The sequence below is a fragment of the Streptomyces sp. NPDC007863 genome (genome assembly GCF_040633895.1).
In the GTDB taxonomy this organism is placed as follows: domain Bacteria; phylum Actinomycetota; class Actinomycetes; order Streptomycetales; family Streptomycetaceae; genus Streptomyces.
Genome location: NZ_JBEYEI010000016.1, coordinates 156,800 through 177,074, shown reverse-complemented (window position 1 = coordinate 177,074; position 20,275 = coordinate 156,800). Strand labels below are relative to the sequence as shown.

At 73.0% G+C, this 20,275-nt stretch carries 21 protein-coding genes; 9 read left to right on the top strand and 12 right to left on the bottom strand.

All coding sequences use genetic code 11. From position 1 onward, the window contains the following. Positions 1–420, bottom strand: coding sequence for a hypothetical protein (locus tag ABZ621_RS25070; RefSeq protein WP_360608169.1), 420 nt, complete (start codon positions 418–420; stop codon positions 1–3). Between the two features lie 148 nt (positions 421–568). Here ABZ621_RS25070 and ABZ621_RS25065 point away from each other — a divergent pair, with 148 nt between their 5' ends. Both ABZ621_RS25065 and ABZ621_RS25060 read left to right on the top strand, forming a co-directional pair. Further along, the gene (locus tag ABZ621_RS25065) at positions 569–958 is read left to right on the top strand and encodes a glyoxalase (RefSeq protein ID WP_360608167.1); all 390 of its coding nucleotides are present in this window, start codon (positions 569–571) and stop codon (positions 956–958) included. Between the two features lie 43 nt (positions 959–1,001). Continuing rightward, complete coding sequence (locus tag ABZ621_RS25060) at positions 1,002–2,639, top strand: DNA repair helicase XPB (RefSeq protein ID WP_360608165.1); 1,638 nt, start codon at positions 1,002–1,004, stop codon at positions 2,637–2,639. A 24-nt stretch (positions 2,640–2,663) separates the two neighbouring features. Here the strand turns inward: ABZ621_RS25060 and ABZ621_RS25055 are convergent, their stop codons facing one another. Beyond that, positions 2,664–2,960: a hypothetical protein gene (locus ABZ621_RS25055; protein WP_360608162.1), complete on the bottom strand. Its 297-nt coding sequence runs from the start codon at positions 2,958–2,960 to the stop codon at positions 2,664–2,666. A gap of 70 nt (positions 2,961–3,030) precedes the next feature. Then, positions 3,031–3,246, bottom strand: coding sequence for a hypothetical protein (locus tag ABZ621_RS25050; protein ID WP_360608160.1), 216 nt, complete (start codon positions 3,244–3,246; stop codon positions 3,031–3,033). Positions 3,247–3,482: 236 nt separating this feature from the next. On the opposite strand from ABZ621_RS25050, the gene ABZ621_RS25045 reads away from it, so the two are divergent. Then, positions 3,483–5,516, top strand: a complete 2,034-nt coding sequence (locus tag ABZ621_RS25045) for a UvrD-helicase domain-containing protein (protein WP_360608158.1) — start codon at positions 3,483–3,485, stop codon at positions 5,514–5,516. Positions 5,517–5,566: 50 nt separating this feature from the next. On the opposite strand, the gene ABZ621_RS25040 is transcribed toward ABZ621_RS25045, so the two are convergent. The 6 genes from ABZ621_RS25040 to tgmA form a co-directional block, all read right to left on the bottom strand. Next, a complete protein-coding gene (locus ABZ621_RS25040; RefSeq protein ID WP_360608156.1) occupies positions 5,567–6,001 on the bottom strand; it encodes a hypothetical protein in 435 nt (144 codons plus the stop codon). 44 nt (positions 6,002–6,045) lie between these two features. Next, positions 6,046–7,452 carry a hypothetical protein gene (locus ABZ621_RS25035; RefSeq protein ID WP_360608154.1) on the bottom strand — a complete coding sequence of 469 codons (1,407 nt, stop codon included), beginning with the start codon at positions 7,450–7,452 and terminating at the stop codon, positions 6,046–6,048. Between the two features lie 153 nt (positions 7,453–7,605). Next, complete coding sequence (locus ABZ621_RS25030; RefSeq protein WP_360608152.1) at positions 7,606–8,517, bottom strand: aminoglycoside phosphotransferase family protein; 912 nt, start codon at positions 8,515–8,517, stop codon at positions 7,606–7,608. Between the two features lie 75 nt (positions 8,518–8,592). Continuing rightward, positions 8,593–9,762: an ATP-grasp peptide maturase system methyltransferase gene (gene tgmC, locus ABZ621_RS25025; RefSeq protein WP_360608150.1), complete on the bottom strand. Its 1,170-nt coding sequence runs from the start codon at positions 9,760–9,762 to the stop codon at positions 8,593–8,595. Beyond that, complete coding sequence (tgmB, locus tag ABZ621_RS25020; protein WP_360608148.1) at positions 9,759–10,724, bottom strand: ATP-grasp ribosomal peptide maturase; 966 nt, start codon at positions 10,722–10,724, stop codon at positions 9,759–9,761. Before tgmB ends, tgmC begins: the two co-directional genes overlap by 4 nt. A 2-nt stretch (positions 10,725–10,726) precedes the next feature. Further along, positions 10,727–11,251: a putative ATP-grasp-modified RiPP gene (gene tgmA, locus ABZ621_RS25015; protein ID WP_360608146.1), complete on the bottom strand. Its 525-nt coding sequence runs from the start codon at positions 11,249–11,251 to the stop codon at positions 10,727–10,729. A gap of 237 nt (positions 11,252–11,488) precedes the next feature. Between tgmA and ABZ621_RS25010 the strand changes: the two genes are divergently transcribed. Further along, positions 11,489–12,589, top strand: a complete 1,101-nt coding sequence (locus ABZ621_RS25010; RefSeq protein ID WP_360608144.1) for a helix-turn-helix transcriptional regulator — start codon at positions 11,489–11,491, stop codon at positions 12,587–12,589. Positions 12,590–12,605: 16 nt separating this feature from the next. Continuing rightward, positions 12,606–13,184 carry an HD domain-containing protein gene (locus tag ABZ621_RS25005; protein WP_360608142.1) on the top strand — a complete coding sequence of 193 codons (579 nt, stop codon included), beginning with the start codon at positions 12,606–12,608 and terminating at the stop codon, positions 13,182–13,184. Between the two features lie 51 nt (positions 13,185–13,235). Here the strand turns inward: ABZ621_RS25005 and ABZ621_RS25000 are convergent, their stop codons facing one another. Both ABZ621_RS25000 and ABZ621_RS24995 read right to left on the bottom strand, forming a co-directional pair. Next, positions 13,236–13,925 (bottom strand): copper homeostasis protein CutC, encoded by a 690-nt coding sequence (locus tag ABZ621_RS25000; protein WP_360608140.1) that lies wholly within the window; start codon positions 13,923–13,925, stop codon positions 13,236–13,238. Positions 13,926–13,976: 51 nt separating this feature from the next. Further along, positions 13,977–14,930 carry a hypothetical protein gene (locus ABZ621_RS24995; protein WP_360608138.1) on the bottom strand — a complete coding sequence of 318 codons (954 nt, stop codon included), beginning with the start codon at positions 14,928–14,930 and terminating at the stop codon, positions 13,977–13,979. Positions 14,931–15,114: 184 nt separating this feature from the next. Between ABZ621_RS24995 and ABZ621_RS24990 the strand changes: the two genes are divergently transcribed. The 3 genes from ABZ621_RS24990 (at position 15,115) to ABZ621_RS24980 (ending at position 18,075) form a co-directional block, all read left to right on the top strand. Then, on the top strand, positions 15,115–15,399 hold the full coding sequence (locus ABZ621_RS24990) for a heavy-metal-associated domain-containing protein (protein WP_360608136.1): 285 nt from the start codon (positions 15,115–15,117) through the stop codon (positions 15,397–15,399). 92 nt (positions 15,400–15,491) lie between these two features. Then, the gene (locus tag ABZ621_RS24985) at positions 15,492–17,759 is read left to right on the top strand and encodes a heavy metal translocating P-type ATPase (protein ID WP_360608134.1); all 2,268 of its coding nucleotides are present in this window, start codon (positions 15,492–15,494) and stop codon (positions 17,757–17,759) included. Between the two features lie 34 nt (positions 17,760–17,793). Continuing rightward, complete coding sequence (locus tag ABZ621_RS24980; protein WP_360608132.1) at positions 17,794–18,075, top strand: metal-sensitive transcriptional regulator; 282 nt, start codon at positions 17,794–17,796, stop codon at positions 18,073–18,075. Positions 18,076–18,162: 87 nt separating this feature from the next. On the opposite strand, the gene ABZ621_RS24975 is transcribed toward ABZ621_RS24980, so the two are convergent. Continuing rightward, positions 18,163–18,792 (bottom strand): histidine phosphatase family protein, encoded by a 630-nt coding sequence (locus tag ABZ621_RS24975; protein WP_360608130.1) that lies wholly within the window; start codon positions 18,790–18,792, stop codon positions 18,163–18,165. Between the two features lie 250 nt (positions 18,793–19,042). On the opposite strand from ABZ621_RS24975, the gene ABZ621_RS24970 reads away from it, so the two are divergent. Continuing rightward, a complete protein-coding gene (locus ABZ621_RS24970) occupies positions 19,043–20,251 on the top strand; it encodes a serine hydrolase domain-containing protein (protein WP_360608128.1) in 1,209 nt (402 codons plus the stop codon). Positions 20,252–20,275: the final 24 nt, after the last annotated feature.

Here is a 20,275-nt window from a genome sequence, read left to right as displayed (position 1 = left end):
TCAGGAGCGGACGTTGCCGGTGAGGAGCATGACGACGAACACCAGGAAGCCGAGCTCGGCCAGCAGCACGGGGTAGACCGCCGCGAGGACGCACCCCGCGGCGGCGAGCCGGACGCGCGTCCGGCGCCGCCGCACGGTCCGGGCGAGGAACCACCCCGGAGCGACGACCAGGAGCGGCAGCACGAACCCGGTGACGAGGACCCAGGGAACGGCCGTGAACAGGTCCCCCGCGGCCGCCGCCCCGCACGACACGACGGGCGCGAGCACCGTCGCCACCACCGGCGGCACCCACCAGTGGGGGTCGGCCGCGTCCCCGGCGGCGGGGACGCGGGCGGGGACGGCCGTGGGAACGCCGGCGGGGACGGCCGTGGGGGCGGGGGCGACAGCGCGGGCGGTGGCGGTGGCGGTGCGAGGCTTCATGCCGCCATTCGACCGGCCCGCCGCCGCCCGCCCCACCGCGCGCCTACTCATCTCCCCCGGCTCGCCGTACTCGGATCGATCGGCTCTTGCGGGTCCCCGCCCCCGAGATTTACCTTGATGTCAAGATTCTCGACATCAAGGGGGCATCATGTCGACGACGCCGGACCCGTCCGCCTACACCCTGGACGGGCTGCACCACGTCCAGCTCTCCATCCCGCCGGGCGGCGAGGACGTCTGCCGGGCGTTCTGGGGCGGGGTCCTCGGCATGGCGGAGGTCGCGAAGCCGCCGGTCCTCGCGGCGCGCGGCGGGTGCTGGTTCCGGGGCGGGGGGATCGAGGTCCACCTCGGCGTCGAGGAGGACTTCCGGCCGGCCCGGAAGGCCCACCCCGGCATCCGCGTCACCGGCATCCACGCCCTCGCCGCCCGTCTGGAGAGCAGCGGCACGACCGTCACCTGGGACGACGGCCTCCCCGGCCACACCCGCTTCCACACCGTCGACGGGTTCGGCAACAGGCTGGAGTTCCTGGAGCCGAGGTAGACTTGTACGTTTCCCTCGCCGCGACCTGCCTGCGGAGGTATGTGTGTCCTGCCTGATCGTCCAGAGCGACAAGACGCTGCTCCTGGAGGTCGACCACGAACTCGCCGATGCGTGCCGACGGGCGATCGCCCCGTTCGCGGAGCTGGAGCGGGCGCCCGAGCACATCCACACGTACCGGGTGACGCCGCTCGGGCTGTGGAACGCGCGGGCCGCCGGCCACGACGCCGAGCAGGTCGTGGACGCGCTCGTCGAGTACTCCCGGTATCCGGTGCCGCACGCGCTGCTCGTCGACATCGCCGAGACCATGGACCGGTACGGACGGCTGACGCTGACGAAGCACCCCGCGCACGGGCTGGTGCTGACCACCACCGACCGGCCGGTCCTTGAGGAGATCCTCCGGTCGAGGCGGGTGCAGCCGCTGGTCGGGGCGCGGATCGACCCCGACACGGTGGTCGTGCACCCCTCCGAGCGCGGACAGATCAAGCAGACCCTGCTGAAGCTGGGCTGGCCCGCCGAGGACCTCGCCGGGTACGTCGACGGCGAGGCCCACGCGATCGAGCTCGCCGAGGACGGCTGGAGCCTGCGGCCGTACCAGCAGCACGCCGTCGAGGGCTTCTGGCACGGCGGCAGCGGCGTCGTCGTGCTGCCCTGCGGGGCGGGGAAGACGCTGGTGGGCGCCGGGGCGATGGCCAAGGCCAAGGCGACGACGCTGATCCTCGTCACCAACACCGTCTCCGCGCGCCAGTGGAAGAACGAGCTGGTGAAGCGGACCTCGCTGACCGAGGACGAGATCGGCGAGTACAGCGGGACGAAGAAGGAGATCCGGCCCGTCACCATCGCCACGTACCAGGTCCTCACGACCAAGCGGAAGGGCGTCTACCCGCACCTGGAGCTCTTCGACTCCCGCGACTGGGGCCTGATCGTCTACGACGAGGTGCACCTGCTGCCCGCGCCGGTCTTCAAGTTCACCGCCGACCTCCAGGCCCGGCGGCGCCTCGGCCTGACCGCGACGCTGGTGCGCGAGGACGGCAAGGAGGCGGACGTCTTCTCGCTGATCGGGCCGAAGCGGTTCGACGCGCCGTGGAAGGAGATCGAGGCGCAGGGGTACATCGCGCCCGCCGACTGCGTCGAGGTCCGGGTCAACCTCACGGAGTCGGAGCGGCTCGCGTACGCGACGGCCGAGGCGGAGGAGAAGTACCGCTTCTGCGCGACGACGGCGACGAAGCGGCGGGTGACGGAGGCGCTGGTGAAGAAGTTCGCCGGCCAGCAGATCCTCGTCATCGGCCAGTACATCGACCAGCTCGACGAGCTCGGCGCGCACCTCGACGCGCCCGTCATCAAGGGCGAGACGTCGAACAAGGAGCGGGAGCGGCTCTTCGACGCCTTCCGCAACGGCGAGATCAACGTCCTCGTCGTGTCGAAGGTCGCGAACTTCTCCATCGACCTGCCCGAGGCGACCGTCGCCATCCAGGTCTCCGGCACCTTCGGTTCCCGCCAGGAGGAGGCCCAGCGCCTCGGCCGCGTGCTCCGCCCGAAGGCGGACGGCCACCAGGCGCACTTCTACTCGGTCGTCGCCCGCGACACCATCGACCAGGACTTCGCCGCCCACCGCCAGCGCTTCCTGGCGGAGCAGGGGTACGCGTACCGGATCGTCGACGCGGACGAGCTGCTGGCGCCGTAGGAGCCCGGGCCGCCGGGCCCGGTCTCAGTCCATCAGGGCGAGGACCGGGCCCATGAGGGCCAGGGCGTACTGGGCGGCGACGAGGACGCGGCGGGGCACGACGAGGGCCACCACGCCCACCGCGGCGGCGAGGCCCACGGCCCAGAAGCCGGCCGTGACGAAACCTCCGCCGACGCCGTCACCGGAGATCGCGTCGCCGAGGGTGACCATCATGGTCGCCACCACGCAGGCCGCGACGAGCAGCAGTCCGACGCCCGCGAAGACGCGGAGCGCGGTGGGGCCCGGGGCGTACGGGTCGGCGGTGGGGTGCTGTGTCGTCATGGCCCCATCCCATCAGCGCGCCGGGGCCGCCGGCAGGGGTGCGCGTACTCAGCCGGGGCCGGGCGCGTACTCAGTCCGCGGGTGAGGCGGGGCCGGGTCCGGGTCCGGGGGCGTATACCGGGCGGGGGTTGCGGACGCCCGCGCCGTGCCGGCCCGTGGTGTCGCCGTAGTCGCCCAGCAGGGCGACGTCGACGGCGGCGGAGCCGAAGGCCCGCAGGGCCGCCACCAGGCGGCGGGGGCGGGGGCGGGGGACGGTGGTCACGAGGGTGAAGGTCGTCGCGCTCATGACTCCATTCTGGAATCAGGACATTCGCCGCACATCGACCTGCGGTCGGAACCCGGCTCACCCTTACGGCGGACCCCGCCCCCTACGGGAAACCGATTCGCCCGGACCCCCGGTCCGGAGTTAGAATCACCGGCTTCCCCGCCTCCCGTCCGCGTACGGAGAGCGCCGCCGCCCGGTCGGAAACCGGCGGCCACATCGACGTGTCCGTGATCCGTGTATCGACCGGAGGCTTCACCGTGTCCGCTGCCGTGCCCACCGACGATCCGCTCGTACGCGAGCGGGCCCACCTCACCTCCTCCCGTGCCGCCCTGCGCACGATGCGCGAGGAGGTGGAGGCGCTGGACATCAAGGACGTCACCGCGAACTGGGTCAACTCGATCGTCCTGGAACGGCAGATCGAGGACCGCATCAAGGCGCTCGCGGACCTCTCCCACACCCCGCTCTTCTTCGGCCGGCTCGACTACCTGCCGTCCACCCAGCACGGGCAGCGCTTCTACATCGGCCGCCGGCACGTCCACGACGCGCAGGGCGACCCCATGGTCATCGACTGGCGCGCGCCGGTCTCGCAGCCGTACTACCAGGCGTCGAAGAAGGACCCGCAGGACGTCGGGCTGCGCCGCCGCTTCGGCTACACGGGCGGCGAGCTCACCGCGTACGAGGACGAGCGGCTCTCCGACCCCGCCGAGCTCGAGCGCACCAGCCGGCTGCTCCAGGCGGAGATCGAGCGGCCGCGCGTCGGCCCCATGCGGGACATCGTGGCGACGATCCAGCCCGAGCAGGACGAGATCGTCCGCTCCGACCTGTCCGGCACGCTGTGCGTGCAGGGCGGCCCGGGGACCGGGAAGACGGCCGTCGGCCTGCACCGTGTCGCCTACCTGCTGTACGCGCACCGGGAGCGGCTCGCCCGCACCGGCACCCTCGTCATCGGGCCGAACCGGTCCTTCCTCCAGTACATCGAGCAGGTGCTGCCCGCGCTCGGCGAGCTGGAGGTGAAGCAGGCGACCGTCGACGACCTCGTCGCGCACGTGGAGGTGCGGGGCGCGGACGAGGCGGCGACCGCGGTCGTGAAGGGCGACGCCCGGATGGCGGAGGTGCTGCGGCGGGCCGTGTGGTCGCACGTCACCCTGCCGGCGGAACCGCTGATGGTGGTGCGCGGCTCGCGGCGCTGGCGGGTCCCCGCGTACGAACTGGAGGAGATCGTAAGGGAGTTGACCGCGCGCGACATCCGTTACGGGGCGGCCAGGGAAGCGCTGCCGCAGCGCGTCGCGCACGCCGTCCTCGTACGGATGGAGCAGGCCGGCGAGGCACCCGACGACCGGGTGCAGAACACGGTCGCGCGGAACGCGGCGGTGAAGGCGCTGGTGAAGGAGTGCTGGCCGGCGGTCGACCCGGCGAAGCTGGTCCTCCGGCTGCTCGGCGACGCGGAGTTCCTGGCGGAGCACGCGGAAGGGGTGCTGAGCGAGGAGGAGCAGAAGCTGCTGCTGTGGGCGAAGCCGGCGCGGAGCGCGAAGACCGCGAAGTGGTCGGCGGCGGACGCGGTGCTGATCGACGAGGCGACGGACCTGGTCGAGCGGACCCACTCGCTCGGGCACGTGGTCCTCGACGAGGCGCAGGACCTGTCGCCGATGCAGTACCGGGCGGTGGGGCGGCGCTGCACGACCGGTTCGGCGACGGTCCTCGGCGACCTGGCGCAGGGCACGACGCCCTGGGCGACGGCGAGCTGGGAGGAGGCGCTGGCGCACCTCGGCAAGCCGGGGTCCCGGGTGGAGGAGCTGACGGCGGGCTTCCGCGTCCCCACGGACGTCATCGCGTACGCCTCCCGTCTCCTGCCGCACATGGCGCCGGGACTCGCGCCGGTCGAGTCCGTACGGGAGAACCCGGGCGACTTCGAGCTCCGCGAGCTGGCGGCGCCGTCCGACGCGGCGGTGGTGGCGGCGTGCGTGGACGCGCTCGCGCACGAGGGCTCGATCGGCCTGATCGCCGCGGACGCGCGGATCGCGCCGCTGGCGGAGGCGCTGGAGGCGGCGGGGCTCGCGTACCTCTCCCCCGGTGAGGAGACGACCGCCGCGTCCCGGCTCACCCTGGTCCCGGCCTCGCTCGCGAAGGGCCTGGAGTACGACTACGTGGTCCTCGACGAGCCGGCCGCCGTCGTCGACGGCGAACCCGACGAACGCACCGGGCTGCGCCGCCTGTACGTCGCCCTCACCCGAGCCGTCTCCGGCCTGACGATCATCCACGCGGCCCCCCTGCCGGGGCAGTTGGCACCGTAACGCCATCCCGCCGTTCCGTCGTGCCCACGACGGAACGGCGGGGCTCCGCGTCAGTCCGTGGTGATGCCTCGGGCGGCGAAGACGTCCGCCGCGTCGGGCACCGCGAGGACGCCGTCCTCCACGAACGTGACCTCGCGGAGGTTGGGCAGCAGGTCGAGGTCGTCGAGGGAGCGGACGTCGAAGAGGTCGTCCTCGCCGTCCCAGGCGGGCGCGCAGTGCCGGAAGACGTCCGTCCCCGCGTCGAAGCACAGCTCCTCCACGGTGGCGAGCAGCTCCGCCGGGATCTCCAGCGCCTCGAAGTACTCCCGGGACTCCGGCAGCACCTCCTCGTGCAGGCCGTTCGCCAGGACGAAGGAGGCGGCGTCGGTGATGCCCCGCTCGGCCATCCGCGCGTGCAGGTCGTAGACCGGGAGGAGCGTCCCCGCCTGGTACATGAGCTCCTCGATGACGAGCAGCTTGAGGTTGAAGTCGTGGAACCGGGTCATGGGGACATGGGTACCACGCCGCTCCGACAGCCCTCGCGGGCGCGTCAGCCGCCGGCGGGGCGGACGAAGGCCTCGCGGACGTCCGCGGCCAGCTCCTCGATCCCGGCCCGGCCCATGTGTTCCGCGACGAAGGCCACCGACCCGAGGCTCCCCTTGTCCGCCCACATGCACACGGCCTTGCGGAGCCCGGCGGTGTCGACGACCCGGGCGCACCGCGTCCAGCCGCCGCGGGCACCGGCCCGCGCGTCCCAGTCCTCGCGGACGTCGGCCGTGTCCTTCAGGCCGCCGAGCATGCCGTAGCGCCCGGACACGTCCTCGGCCCTCACCTGGTGGAAGTCGCCGACCGCCGCGTAGACCACGAGCTGGGAGCCGTCGGCGGAACCGGAGCCGTACATCCGGAGGACGGAGTCCTCCACTCCGTCCTCGGCCGTCGGCCCTCCGACGGCGCCGAGGTCGACACCCCGCGCGCCGCGGAACTCGTCGTGGGAGACCAGCTCGTAGCGCGGGTACGCGGTGTAGGCGGCGTACGAGGCGCCGCCGACGAGCAGCAGGAGGGCCGCCGCGGCCCCGGCGAAGGCGCCTTCGCGCCGGGTGAAGCGCGGCACGGGCGGCAGCTCGGGCGCCCCGAAGCCGCCGTCCGCTCCCTCCTCCTCCCGGGGTACGGCCTCCGGCACGGCCGCCGCCAGCCGGTCGGCGGCCCGGTCGCGGGCGTCGCGGAGCAGCCTGCGGAGCCCGAGGAAGGGCAGTTCCAGCAGGAGGCCGGCGCCCGTGGCCACGCCCAGCGGGATCTCCGGCACGACGGTGAGCCGCAGGATGACCAGCAGGACGACGAGGACGCCGACGGCGAGGCGGTATTCGAGGCCACGGAGCAGCAGGAGGCGGGCGCCGGCCCGGCCGGGGGCGGCGAGGACGGCGGTCGTCTCGGCGAGGACGGCGAGCCGCCGGTCGTGCGGGGCGGCGGCGGCCCACTGGGCGGTCCGGGCGGCGGCCGCCGCGGGCGTGGGCGCGTCGGCGAAGGCGCGGGCCGTGTCGAAGGACTGCATCCGCCGGATCGAGACGGCGTCCCGCGCGGCGGCGGAGACGGCGCCGCCGGCCGCCTCGGCGCTGCGCAACTCCGCCGAGTGCGGGGCGAGTTCACGCAGCCGGTCGAGGGCCCGTTCGCCGCGCGCACGCCTGCCGGGGTGGTCGAACCCGTCGGAGCGGGCGCCGAGTTCGGCGTATTCGCCGAGGAGTCCGATGTCGTCCGGGAAGGCGTCGAGGCCGTCGCGGAGGACGCTTTCGGCGGCGGCGTCGTGGTCGTCGTCGTCCTCCGCCAGGTGGGCGCGGGCGAGCACGAGGCAGAGCCCGGCATCGGGCCCGCCCGTGTCGAGCGCGTCCCGGACGAGGTCCCGCGCCTCGGCCGGGCGGTCGGCGGCGATGAGCGCCTCGGCGCGCGTACGGATGTCGTTCAAAGGTCCCCACCCCTGGTGCCCGCGGCGGGACGGGCCCCGGCCGCGAGCGTCACCATCCCCCGGACCGGAACCTCGGTCAAGCGTCGGGAAGCAGCTCTGACCTGCCTTTTCTTCCCCATCGGGGAACAACCGGACGTGATCGTGATCCGGTCGTCACCCGAACTCGGGGAGGGACTCGGTCCAGGCCCTGCGGGCCACGGCGGCCAGGACGGGGTTCGGGGTGGGGGCGGTGCCGGGGCCGGGGAGGGAGCCGTAGTAGTGGTCGGTGACGAGGCCCCAGCAGAGGGCCCAGCCGCGGCCGCGGTCCCAGGTGGCGGGGTCGAGGCGGGAGGCCTCGCGGAAGAGGGGGCGGGTGGCGGGGGTGAGGAGGGTCCAGGCGGGGAGGAGGTCGGCGGCCGGGTCTCCGGTGCCGAGGCCGCCGAAGTCGATGACGGCGGTCAGGCGGCCGTCGCGGGTGAGGAGGTTGCCGGGGAGCAGGTCGCCGTGGAGCCAGACCGGGGGGCCGTCCCAGGCGGGGAGGGACAGGACCCGGTCCCAGGCCGCGAGGGCGGTGCGTTCGTCCAGGAGGCCGGCCGCGGCGAGGGCCTTCACGGCGGACGGCAGGGCGCCGTCCTCCCATGCGGTGACGGCGCCGCCGCGGAAGGAGCGGGGGCCGCCGGTCGCGTCGGCGGTGCGCAGCGCGACGCCGAAGCGGCCCAGTTCCTCCGCCGCGTGGGCCAGGTCCCGTACCGGTGCCGTCCAGGCGTCGGCGCCGTCCAGCCACCGGTACACGCCCCACGGCCGGCCGAAGCCCTCTCCCGGGGCGCCGATGCCCACCGGGACCGGGACGGGCAGGGGGAGGGAGGGGGCCAGCCGCGGCAGCCAGCGGTGTTCCTTCTCCACCTGGCCCGTCGCCCATGGCGCCTTCGGCAGCCGTACGACGAGGTCGTCGCCCAGCCGGAACAGCGCGTTGTCCGTCCCGGCCGAGGCGACCGCCCGTACGTCCAGGCCCGCCCAGTGCGGGAACCGGGCCGCGATGAGCCTTCGTACGAGCGCTTCGTCGATTCCTTCGAGCCCCTCCGTCATGGGGAGGGACGCTAACGAGAAGGCCGGACGCCCGCACGGGATTTATCGCGCCCCTGGGCTCCCCTGCACGAGCAGCTAGACGGGCAGCGGCCAGCCGGGGCCGCTGCGGTCACCGAGCCATACCCGCTGCGCGTCGGAGGTGACGGTCACGCCGAACGCCGACAGGTGCGGCGCCCCTCGTCTCTGCCAGATGTCCACGGCTTCCTCCACGGCGTCCCACAACCTCAGAGGCCCCCGCTGGGTCACAGTCCATCCGCCCTCGCCGTCCGACCGGGTCCGCGCGTGCGAGCCGGTGGCGACGTCGAGCAGGATCTGTTCCGTTCCCAGACCGGTCCGTTCGGCAGAGGGGGCGGCGAGCTGGGCGACGAACCTTGCCGTCCAGTCGTCCAGCACGGCGGGGTCGATGACGCTCGGCCGTCGGACACCCGGCAGGAGTTCGACCGGGCCATGGGCAGGCCGTTCGTGCGTGCGCGCCATCATGAACGAGGTGTGCCCGGGCAGGAATCTTCCCGAGGCTCCGCCCTCCCCGTCGGCGGTCAGCCGGACCAGCCCGTGGCCGAACCCCCACCCGGCAAGGGTGAGCAGCAGCGCGCCACCGGCCCGGACCTGCCGAAGCAGACCGTAGGGGACGTACCGCATCGAACAGAACGCGATCACGATGTCGTACGGGGCCGCCTCCGGGTACCCCCGGAGCCCGTCTCCCGTGACGACCGTCGCCCCGTACCCGGCCTCGGTGAGCGCCCTCCTCGCCCGCTCGGCGGCATCCGGGTCGGTCTCGATCGCCGTGGTGTTGGCGGCTCCGACGATCTCGGAGACGACCGCTGTGGAGTACCCCGTTCCCGCGCCGACGATCAGCACGCGACTCCCCGCCTCGATCCCGGCCTGCTCGATCAACCACAACACGGAGCCGGGCAGCGTCGAGGACGACGTGGGCGTGCCTCCGGTGACCGTTCCCCCGGCGTCCTCGGCGAGCACACCGTCCAATTGCGTCACCCATGTCTCGTCGCGGTACGCGAGCTCCAGCCACGCGTCGGCCGGCATCCGATCTCGCCGTACCGGTGTCCATTCCGTCACCCCCGGCGGCGGGCTGGGCCGGTAGACCGCTTCTCCGAGGAACACCTCCCGGGGGACGTTCTCGGCCGCGCGTCGCACATCGGCGCGGGTCACTCTCCCCTCCTTGACGAGCTTCTCGACCAAGCGGTGCCGCAGTCGCGCGGCGGCTTCGGCGTCGGCGTCGGCGTTCATTCGGAAGCACCCTTCTGCAGCACGTCGGCGAGCGCACCGGCGATGGCCCGGTTCGTCTCCTCGCCGACGAAGGCCCACTGGCCATTCGGATTGCATTCGAGGAACCACCAACGGCCCTCGCTGTCGAGGGCGAAGTCGAATGCCCCGAAAACGAGCCCGAAGGTGCGAAGGTACGTACGGACGGCGTCCACGACGACGTCGGGCACGGAGATGGGTGAGCAGCGGACGAGGCGCTGGTCCTGCCGCCAGTCGACGTGATCGCCGTCGGTGTCGATCCGGGTGGCGAACAGGTCGTCGGCGACGGCCGCGAGCCGGATGTCGGCGACCTTGGGGACGCGTACCTGGAACAGGTGCGGACAGAGTGCCACCGAGTCGTCGAGTTCGTCGGCGTGGACCGGACTCACCCAGACCGTCCGGTTGCGCCCGTCCGCACCTGGCAGGTGCACTCCGTGCAGAGGTTTGTAGACCACCCGGCCGTGCCCCCTCGCGAACGCTCTCGCGTCCTCGACCCGATTCGTGATCAGCGTGGGGGCCACAAGGAACCCGAGGCGTCCGGCAGTGGCGAGCTGGACCGGCTTGGAGCCGGCGGCCCGGTTACGTAGCGGATGGTTGAGGTGGAGAACGCCGGGCAGGGCGGTCAGCACCCCCGTGTAGCCGGCACGGGCCTCTTCGATGCCGAAACGCCGCTCGGGGCTCTCCGCCTGCCGGGGGTCGCCGTACGGGGCCGGGCGACGCCAGTACACGGACCGTACTTTCACGAGGTCGAGCCCCCGCGTGGCGGTGGTCAGCTCGCCGGCGAACCCTCCGGCGCCGAACCGCACGGTCAGCCGAGCGGGTTCGGGGAAGTCGGTGGCCGGGTCGAGCCGCACGACCGGGACGCCCCGTTCGTGCAGCTCGCCCACCACCAGGTCCGCCGTGATGTCGCCGAGCGCCGTGATGACGAGAACCGGTGACCTGTCCATGGTCAGTCCGGCACGTGGTCTTCAAGGGCGTCCGAGTCCGACGGCGGAGGTGGCTGCGCGCCGCCTCCGTCCGAACCCGTCGCGGTCGGGGACGAGGTGGACTGGCTGCTGCCGTGCCCGCTCATGTCGACGGTGCGGCCGTCCGTGTCGAAGTACACGGTCATCTGCGTGACGGGGTCGATCTCCGTGCGGGTGAAGGGCCAGGCCACGGTGTGCGGGTACGGTGCGAGGCGGCTCGCACCCCAGGGCCGTACGCCCTCCCGCCCGGCACGGTCGTGGCCCGTCTCCCCCGTGGCGAGGGCAGCGGTCTGGATGTTGCGGGCGGCGGTCGTCCACTCGATTCCGCTTTCGGGCCTGATGTGCGCGATGCGTACGACTCTGCCGTCGGTGTGCAGTTCGTGCGTGACGGCGGTCAGCTCGCCTTCGCTCCGGCTGGCGGTGTCACGGACACGGGTGCCCAGCAGCGGATGCGCCTCGTATCCGTCCGTCCCCACCGGGTGTGCCTCCTCCGCTTCAGCACGCCGCATGAACCTCTCCCAGCCTCCGGCCGCCCTGATGCGCAGCGTGCGACTGGGTGCGCCTGGAGGTGACTCCCTCGTCTCCATGGCCTCTCTCCTTCACCGGAACCGATTGGTCGGAAGCGTCAACACCCGTCACCCATAAGGGGCCTGGCTGTTTCCGCGTCCTGAACGTAAGCCCGGCGCGTACGCGGTAGAACTGACTGGCAGTACGTGTGGGAGACGGACCTCCGAGGAGAGACGGTCATGGTGGCGAAACCGCCCGCACCCCGACGCGCGACCGCCGGGACTGTCACCGGCTTCGTGCTCCGTCTCGTCCGCGAGAGCATTCCGCGGACCCAAGCCACGATGGCGGAAGACCTGGGCGTCGATCTCGGTACGGTGCAGGGATGGGAGTCGGGTCGCCGGCCTCTCGCGAACATGAAGGCGGGAGCGCTGTTACGACTGCGCCACCGACTGGGATTCCTGGGAGCCGACACGGGCGTGCTCGCCCTGCTGGATCCGGCGATGGACGCAGACCAGATCATCGGGGCGGCCCTGGAGCCCGCGGGTGACGGCGGTCCACACCCGTTGGCGACCTGGGTACACACGCGGGACACGGCCCACATGCTGGCGTGGTCTGTGACGGGGGTGGCACCGCCCGCGCTCCGAGACCGTGTCCCCCGATCCCGGCGGGGGCCAGCCGCCTCCGCTCCCCTTCTGGAGGCGACGGACCGGGCCCGCCTCTTCGACCATTTGCGGGAAGTCGCCGAGGCCGCCCAGAAGCCCGGCGGAGATGGTCTGCTCCATCGACAGGCGCTGTATCTGGCCTCCTACGACCGGGGACCGAAGGCCACCTCTTGGACGGCGCAGACCCTCCATGCCCGCCGGGACGTCCTCGCCCGCCGGGGGTGGTCGGAAGGGTGGGCCGAAGCGCGTTCGACCGCGACCGCGCTGGCCCGCCTCGGCGATCCTCAGCCGCTGCTGGACTTCATCGAACGCTCGCTGGCCGACGACGACGCCGCCGAGACAGCGAACCTCAACTACTGGGCGTACTGGCTGGGCGGCGTACGACTGCCGCAGGCCGACGACGGGTTCATGCGGGAGCGCGGACCGGCCTCCTGGGATCCTGTCACGCTCCTCCGTGGGCTCACGTACGGGATGCACGACGCACCCGGGTACGTCGATCTCTACGTGCACACCCTGTGGACGCTACTGACCGCGTATCCGTGGCTGCCTCAGGCGTCACGCGGACTGGCAGACGAGCTGGCGGACCGTACCGGACGGCTGCTGGACGGCGGGTCCACTTCACCGAGGTCACACCGCGAACTCCAGGCCATGCACTACGTTTTGCTCGATCGCACGTGACACGGGAGGTCATCGCATGGCTGATGAGACGTCGAACGCCGAAGGCACTGCCGGCTTCATCTTCGAGATGGGCGTACTGAAGAACGCCAAGCGGACCGGCTGGTGGTTCACCGGCAACAACAACCCGGAGTCCATCGCCGAGCACTCCTTCCGCGTCGGTGTCATCGGAGCCGTGCTGGCGATGATGGAGGGAGTGGACCCGGCACGGGTCGCGTTGATGTGCCTCTTCCACGACACGCAGGAGACCCGGATCGGGGACATCCCGCACATCGGCCGTCGCTACCTCGACGCCGCCACGAACGAGACGGTCACGGCGGACCAGGTGTCCGCGGCTCACCCTGCGGTACGGGACGGGGTCCAGCGTGTCGTGGCCGAGTACGAGGCCAAGGAGACCCCCGCGGCCCTCGTGGCCCGCGACGCGGACAAGCTGGAGTGCCTCGTACAGGCGGTGGAGTACCGCGCGCAAGGCAACACCCTGGTCCAAGACTGGATCGACACCTCGCTGAACAGTCTCAAGACACCCTCTGCCCGGGCCCTCGCCGAGGCCGCCCTGGTCATGTCCCCGCTGGAATGGCGAAGGACCTACCTCGGCTGAACCAGCGGGCCTTCCCGGGCCGCCCGCGACCGGCGGGCGGCCCGGGAGGTGTCACCTGTCGATCGCCTCGCGCCAGGTGCGGACCGCTTCGGCGGAGACCGGGGCGGTCCAGCCCTGCGGGCGGGCGGCGCCGCCGATGTGGAAGGCGGTGAGGCCGGCGGCGCGCAGTCGGGGCAGGTGGTCGAGGCGGAGGCCGCCGCCGACGAGGATCTGCGGTTCGTAGCCGGGTTCGCCGGAGCGGGCGGCCTCGGCCTCCAGGACGGGCAGGCCGTCGTCGACGCCGCCGGCGGCACCGGCCGTGAGGTAGGTGTCGAGGCCGGGGAGGTCGGCGAGGCGCTTGCGCAGGCCGTCGCGGTCGGCGGCGCGGTCGATGGCCCGGTGGAAGGTCCAGTGGGCGCCGTCGAGGACGGCGATGAGCCGTTCGACGGCGACGAGGTCCGGCGCGCCGTCGGCGGTGAGGAAGCCGAGGACGAACTCGTCGGCGCCGGCGGCGCGGAGCTCGGCGGCCCGGCCGGCCAGCGCGTCGATGTCGCCGGCCGCGAAGCCGTCCGCCAGGCGCAGCATGACGCGCAGCGGGATGTCGACGGCGCGGCGGATGGCCGTGAAGGTGGCCGTCGACGGGGTGAGGCCGTCCGCCGCCATGTCGGTGACGAGTTCGAGGCGGTCGGCGCCCCCGGTCTGGGCGGCGACCGCGTCCTGCTCGTCGAGGGCGATCACCTCCAGGACAGCACGGTTGCTCATTGCGCCCATTCCTCCATGAATGACGACTACAGGTCTAGTCCAATGACCAGACTAGCCGTGCCGGTGACCTCCCGCATCGTGCTCGGCGGTCTCCGCGGGGGCCGGGGCGGAGCCCGGGGCGCCGGCCTTCACCGTGAAGGCGGCCGTGCGGACCTCGCCCTCGTGCTTGAAGTCGAGGAAGAGGCGGTACGCGCCGGGGGTCGGCGCGGTGGCGGTGAAGGAGACGTCGGGGCCGGGGCCGCCCTCGTTCGGGTGGACGTGGAGGTAGGCGAGGTCGCCCTGGCGGAGGGCGACCAGGTGGCCGTACGCGCCGAGGTAGGGCTGCAGATCGGTGACCGGCTCACCGTCCTTGGAGACCGTGAGCCGCAGCTCACCGGGCTTGCCGGGGTCGAGGGTGCCGCCGAGGCGGACCTGGTAGCCGTCGACGGTGGCGGTGGTCGCGGCGGCGGGGAGCGGCCGGGGGGTGTAGGCGCCGGGGACGCCGAGGTCGACGCCGAGGGTGACGGCCTCGGCGCCCTTCGCGGCGGGCGTGAAGTCGGCGAAGGCCTTGTAGGCGCCGGCGGCCGGGAGGTCGGCGTCGACGCTCCAGGTGCCGTCGGGGGCCTTCTCGGGGTGGAGGTGGCGGAAGACCGTCAGGTCGCGCGAGGCGACGATGAAGTGCAGCTCCTTGTCGTGCTCGGTGGTGAAGGCGGTGACCTTCTTCCCTTCGGCGTCCTGGATGGAGAACTTCAGGGTGCTGCGGCCGACGGGCGGGGTTGGGGTCTCCAGGGCGAGGGCGTAGCCGCCTTCGGAGACCTGGAGGCCGCCGGGGAGTTCGGCGGCGGCCCGGGCGGGGGCCTCGCCGGGCGCCTGGCCGGGGGTGGCCGCCTCGTGGCCCGCGTGGTCGCCGCTCTCCGCCTTCGCGGGTTCGCCCACCGGGCCGACGCCCTTCCCGACCCCGTACGCGGTGCCGAACGTCGCGGCGAGCGCGGCCGCGAAGGCCGTGATCTTCATTCCCGTGTTCATGGCTGCTCTCCTCGGTGAGCGATGGCCTCTGTTCTCTGTTCCCTGCACTTCACCATACCCCTAGGGGGTATCAAGTCAAGCCGACTCGACACTTGCACCGAATACCACTGGGGGGTATACATGGACTCACGCCGCCGATACCCCCCGAGGGTATCCGGCCCCTGGACACACGATGGAGGACGACATGGGTTCCTGCTGCACCCCCGACCACAGCTGCTCCACCGCCGGCACCGCCACCGCGGTCGCCGTCGCCGACGCCACCAGCACCGTCTACGCCGTCTCCGGCATGACCTGCGGCCACTGCAAGACCTCGGTCACCACGTCCGTCGGCGCGGTGGAGGGCGTCCTCTCCGTGGACGTCGACGTCGCCGCCGGCCTGGTGACCGTCACCACCGACGGCGCGCCCGACGACGCCGTCATCGGCGCCGCGATCGACGACGCGGGCTACGAGCTGACCGGCCGCGCCTGACCACCCGCCCCACGAGCCGCCGGGGCCCGACCCGGACCGCCGCCCGGGCCCCGGCACCCGGCACACCCCACCCGCTGCACCGAGGAGCAGGAATGACCACGACCACTCCGGGCACCGCCCAGGTCGAGCTCGCCATCGGCGGCATGACCTGCGCCTCGTGCGCGGCCCGCATCGAGAAGAAGCTCAACCGCATGGACGGGGTCGAGGCCACCGTCAACTACGCGACCGAGAAGGCGAAGGTCACCTTCTCCGCCGGCATCCCGGTCGCCGACCTCATCGCCACCGTCGAGGCCACCGGCTACACCGCCGCCGAACCCGAGCCGGAGCGCCCCGCGTCCGACGGCGCCGAGGGCGGCCCCTCCGACGAGGAGAAGGCCGACGCCGAGCTGCGGCCCCTGAAGCAGCGGCTGATCACCGCCGTCACCCTCGCCGTCCCCGTCATCGCGATGGCGATGATCCCGGCGCTCCAGATCGAGTACTGGCAGTGGCTGAGCCTCACCCTCGCCGCGCCGGTCGTCGTCTACGCCGCCTGGCCCTTCCACCGGGCCGCCTGGACCAACGCCCGGCACGGCGCGGCCACCATGGACACGCTGATCTCGGTCGGCACGATCGCCGCGTTCCTGTGGTCCCTGTGGGCGCTGTTCTTCGGCACGGCCGGTACGCCGGGGATGACGCACCCCTTCGAGTTCACCATCGCCCGCACCGACGGCGCCGGGAACATCTACCTGGAGGCCGCCGCCGGCGTCACCGCCTTCATCCTGGCGGGCCGCTACTTCGAGGCCCGCTCGAAGCGGAAGGCCGGCGCCGCGCTCAAGGCGCTGATGCAGCTGGGGGCGAAGGAGGTCACCGTCCTGAAGAACGGACGCGAGATCACCGTGCCCACCGCCGAACTCCAGGTCGGCGACCGCTTCCTGGTCCGCCCCGGCGAGAAGATCGCCACCGACGGCACCGTCGTCGAGGGCTCGTCCGCCGTGGACGCCTCCATGCTGACCGGCGAGTCCGTGCCCGTCGAGGTGGGCGTCGGCGACGCCGTCACCGGCGCCACCCTGAACGCCGGCGGCCGGCTCGTCGTCGAAGCCACCCGCGTCGGCGCCGACACCCAGCTCGCCCGGATGGCGAAGCTCGTCGAGGACGCGCAGAACGGCAAGGCCGCCGCCCAGCGGCTCGCCGACAGGATCTCGGCCGTCTTCGTGCCGGTGGTCATCGCGCTCTCGCTCGGCACCCTCGGCTTCTGGCTGGGGACCGGACAGGGCCTGACCGCCGCGTTCACCGCCGCCGTCGCCGTCCTGATCATCGCCTGCCCGTGCGCCCTCGGCCTCGCCACCCCGACCGCCCTCATGGTCGGCACCGGGCGCGGCGCCCAGCTCGGCATCCTGATCAAGGGGCCCGAGGTCCTGGAGACCACCCGCAAGGTCGACACCATCGTCCTGGACAAGACCGGCACCGTCACCACCGGCCGGATGACCCTCCTCAAGGTCCACACCGCCGCCGGTACGGACGAGACCGAGGTGCTGCGCCTCGCCGGCGCCCTGGAGCACTCCTCCGAGCACCCGATCGCCCAGGCCGTCGCCGCCGGCGCCGCCGCGAAGGCCGGCACCCTGCCCACCCCCGAGGACTTCGCCAACGTCCCCGGCCTCGGCGTCCAGGGCGTCGTCGACGGCCACGCCGTCCTCGTCGGCCGCGAGAAGCTGCTCGAAGAGTGGGCGATGGAGCTGCCCGCGGACCTCAAGTCCGCGAAGGACGCGGCGGAGAAGGCCGGGAAGACGGCCATCGCGGTCGCCTGGGACGGGGAGGCCCGCGCGGTCCTGGAGGTCGCCGACGCGATCAAGGAGACCAGCGCGGAGGCGATCCGCCGGCTCAAGGGCCTCGGGCTCACCCCGATCCTCCTGACCGGCGACAACCAGGCGGTCGCCGAGTCCGTCGCCGCCGAGGTCGGCATCGGCGAGGTCATCGCCGAGGTCATGCCGCAGGACAAGGTCGACGTGGTCAAGCGCCTGCAGGCCGAGGGCCGTTCGGTCGCCATGGTCGGCGACGGCGTCAACGACGCCGCCGCGCTCGCCCAGGCCGACCTGGGCCTGGCCATGGGCACGGGCACGGACGCCGCCATCGAGGCCGGCGACCTCACCCTCGTACGAGGCGACCTGCGGGCCGCGGCGGACGCCATCCGGCTCTCCCGCAAGACCCTCGGCACCATCCGGTCCAACCTCTTCTGGGCCTTCGCCTACAACGTGGCCGCCCTGCCGCTCGCCGCGGCCGGACTGCTCAACCCGATGATCGCCGGTGCCGCGATGGCCTTCTCCTCGGTCTTCGTGGTCGGCAACAGCCTGCGGCTGCGCGGCTTCCAGGCCGCCGCCGCGTGACCTCCGGACCCCTCGACCCGACGGGAGAGCTGCCGTGGCCGGTTACTCACCGCACAAGGAAGACGTCATCAGAAGGCTCCGGCGGATCGAGGGCCAGGTCCGGGGAGTGCAGCGGATGGTCGACGAGGACACGTACTGCGTCGACGTCCTGACCCAGGTCTCGGCCATCAACGCCGCCCTCCAGTCCTGCGCCGTCGCCCTCCTGGACGAGCACCTCGCCTGCTGCGTCACGGAGGCGATCGCCGCCGGCGGGGACGAGGCCAAGGAGAAGGTCGGCGAGGCGTCGAAGGCGATCGCCCGGCTGATCCGGAGCTGACGACGGCGCAGTCCACGACCGGAGAAGTCCACGAACCGCCCCCGCACGGGGGCGGTTCGTCGTTTCCGGGGCGGAACCGGGAGGGGGTCAGACGTGGAGCGCCGGCGGGAAGCCCGTCCAGCGGAGGTCCTCGGGCAGGTGCCGGGTGTCGTTCAGGACGAGGACGGCCGGCGGGCGGCCGGGGGCGTAACGGATCACCGTCAGCGCCGCGTTCGCCTGGTTGACGCCCATCCACCGCCAGGCAGGCGCGTACAGCGCCGCCCGCACCAGCCAGCCGACGAGGAAGTTGTGGGTGACGAGCAGCTCGTGGCGCGGCTCGTCCCCCTCCACCGGCCCCGTGAAGCGCGCGACCGCCTCCGCCGCCAGCTCCGCGCCGCGCGCCCGCTCCTCCGCGGGGAACTGCTCCAGGAAGCCGAGCATCGCGTCGGCCACCTCGCCCGGCAGCTCCTCCCGCGACGGCTGGTACGGGACGTAGTCGCCGGCCTCCTCGGCCACGCGTACGGGCACGCCGTCGAGCCGCTCGCCGACCAGCCGGGCCGTCTCCGCGGCGCGGGCCAGCGGCCCGTGGTGGACGGCCGCCAGCGGCACGCCCCGCAGCCGCTCCCCGAGCAGCGCGGCCTGCCGCCGCCCCGCCTCCGTCAGCCCCGACTCGTCGGGCGTGGCCTCGCCGTGCCGGGTGACGTAGAGGAAGCGGTCGGCCGTGCGGGGGCTGCTCATGGATGCGTACCTTCCGTACCGGAGAAACGATCTTGCGGTCTCCCTCCCGGACGCGCTTGGCGAACCCGCCGGTTGCGCGGCGCGCTGCGCCGACCGGGGGTGGGCGGCGCGGATGGCGCGGCGCCGAACGAGTGGACTCGCCCCGCTCCCGTCGGCGGGCGCCGCGACGGTACGGCCGCCGGTGCTGATCTGGCAGCGCGCGTACCCGCTCCTCCTCACCCCCATCTCCCGCCCCCGGAAGGCGTTCCCCATGCGACGACCCACCCCCCGCCGGCTCCTCGCCACCGCCCTGCTCCTCGCGACGGCCGCCCTCGCGCCCGCCGCGCTCCCGGCGACCGCCGCGCCCGTCCCCGTACCGCTCCGGCACGGCGACGGAGACGACTGCCGGGGCGAGGACGGGCTGCCGTCCGCCACCGTCGCGCGGCTCGACGCGACCGTCGAGAAGGTGCGGCGGCAGGCGGGGATCCCCGGTCTGGTCGTCGGCGTCTGGATGCCGGGGAAGGGGTGCTACGTCCGCGCCACCGGGGTCGCGGACAAGAAGACCGGCCGGCCGATGACCACCGACGGGTACATCCGGATCGGCAGCGAGACGAAGACCTTCACCGTCACCGCGCTCCTCCAGCTCGTCGACGAGGGGAAGGTCGGGCTCGACGACCCGATCGACGACTACGTCCGGGGCGTGCCGAACGGCCACCGGATCACGCTGCGGCAGCTCGCCGAGATGCGCAGCGGCCTGTTCCCGTACACCGCCGACCCGGACTTCGTCCACGACCTGCTGAGCGAGCCGGAGCGGCCGTTCAACCCGTGGGAGGCGGTGTCGTACGGCTACCGGCACGCGAACACCTTCCAGCCGGGCGCCACCTTCCAGTACTCCAACTCCAACCTCGTCCTCCTCGGCCTGGTCGTCGAGAAGGTCACCGGCCGGCCCCTCGCGAAGGTCCTGCACGAGCGGGTGATCCGGCCGGCCGGGCTGCGGCACTCGTTCCTGCCGAAGGGCGCCGAGTTCCCGGAGCCGCACCCGCGCGGCTACACCGACCAGACGCTCGACGGCTCGGTCGCCGACGCCACCGACTGGAACCCCAGCTGGGCCTGGGCGGCCGGCGGGATGATCTCGGACTTCGACGACCTGCACCGCTGGGCGAAGGTCCTCGCCACCGGCGAACTCCTCAGCCCCGCCACCCAGGCGCAGCGCCTCAAGACCCTCCCGACCGGCTTCCCCGGCACCTCGTACGGCCTCGGCATCCTGAACACCAACGGCTGGATCGGCCACAACGGCTCCCTCCCCGGCTACGAGACCGTGACCGTCTACCTCCCGTCGCAGAAGGCCACGCTCGTCCTGATGCTCAACACCGACACGTTCAGCGGCGGCCAGGAGCCGTCCACGCTGGTGGCGAGGGCCGTCACGGAGATCGTCACGCCGAAGAACGTGTACGCGGGCTCGGTCACGCCGCGCCGTTGACCCCGGCCGTGTCTACGATCGGGC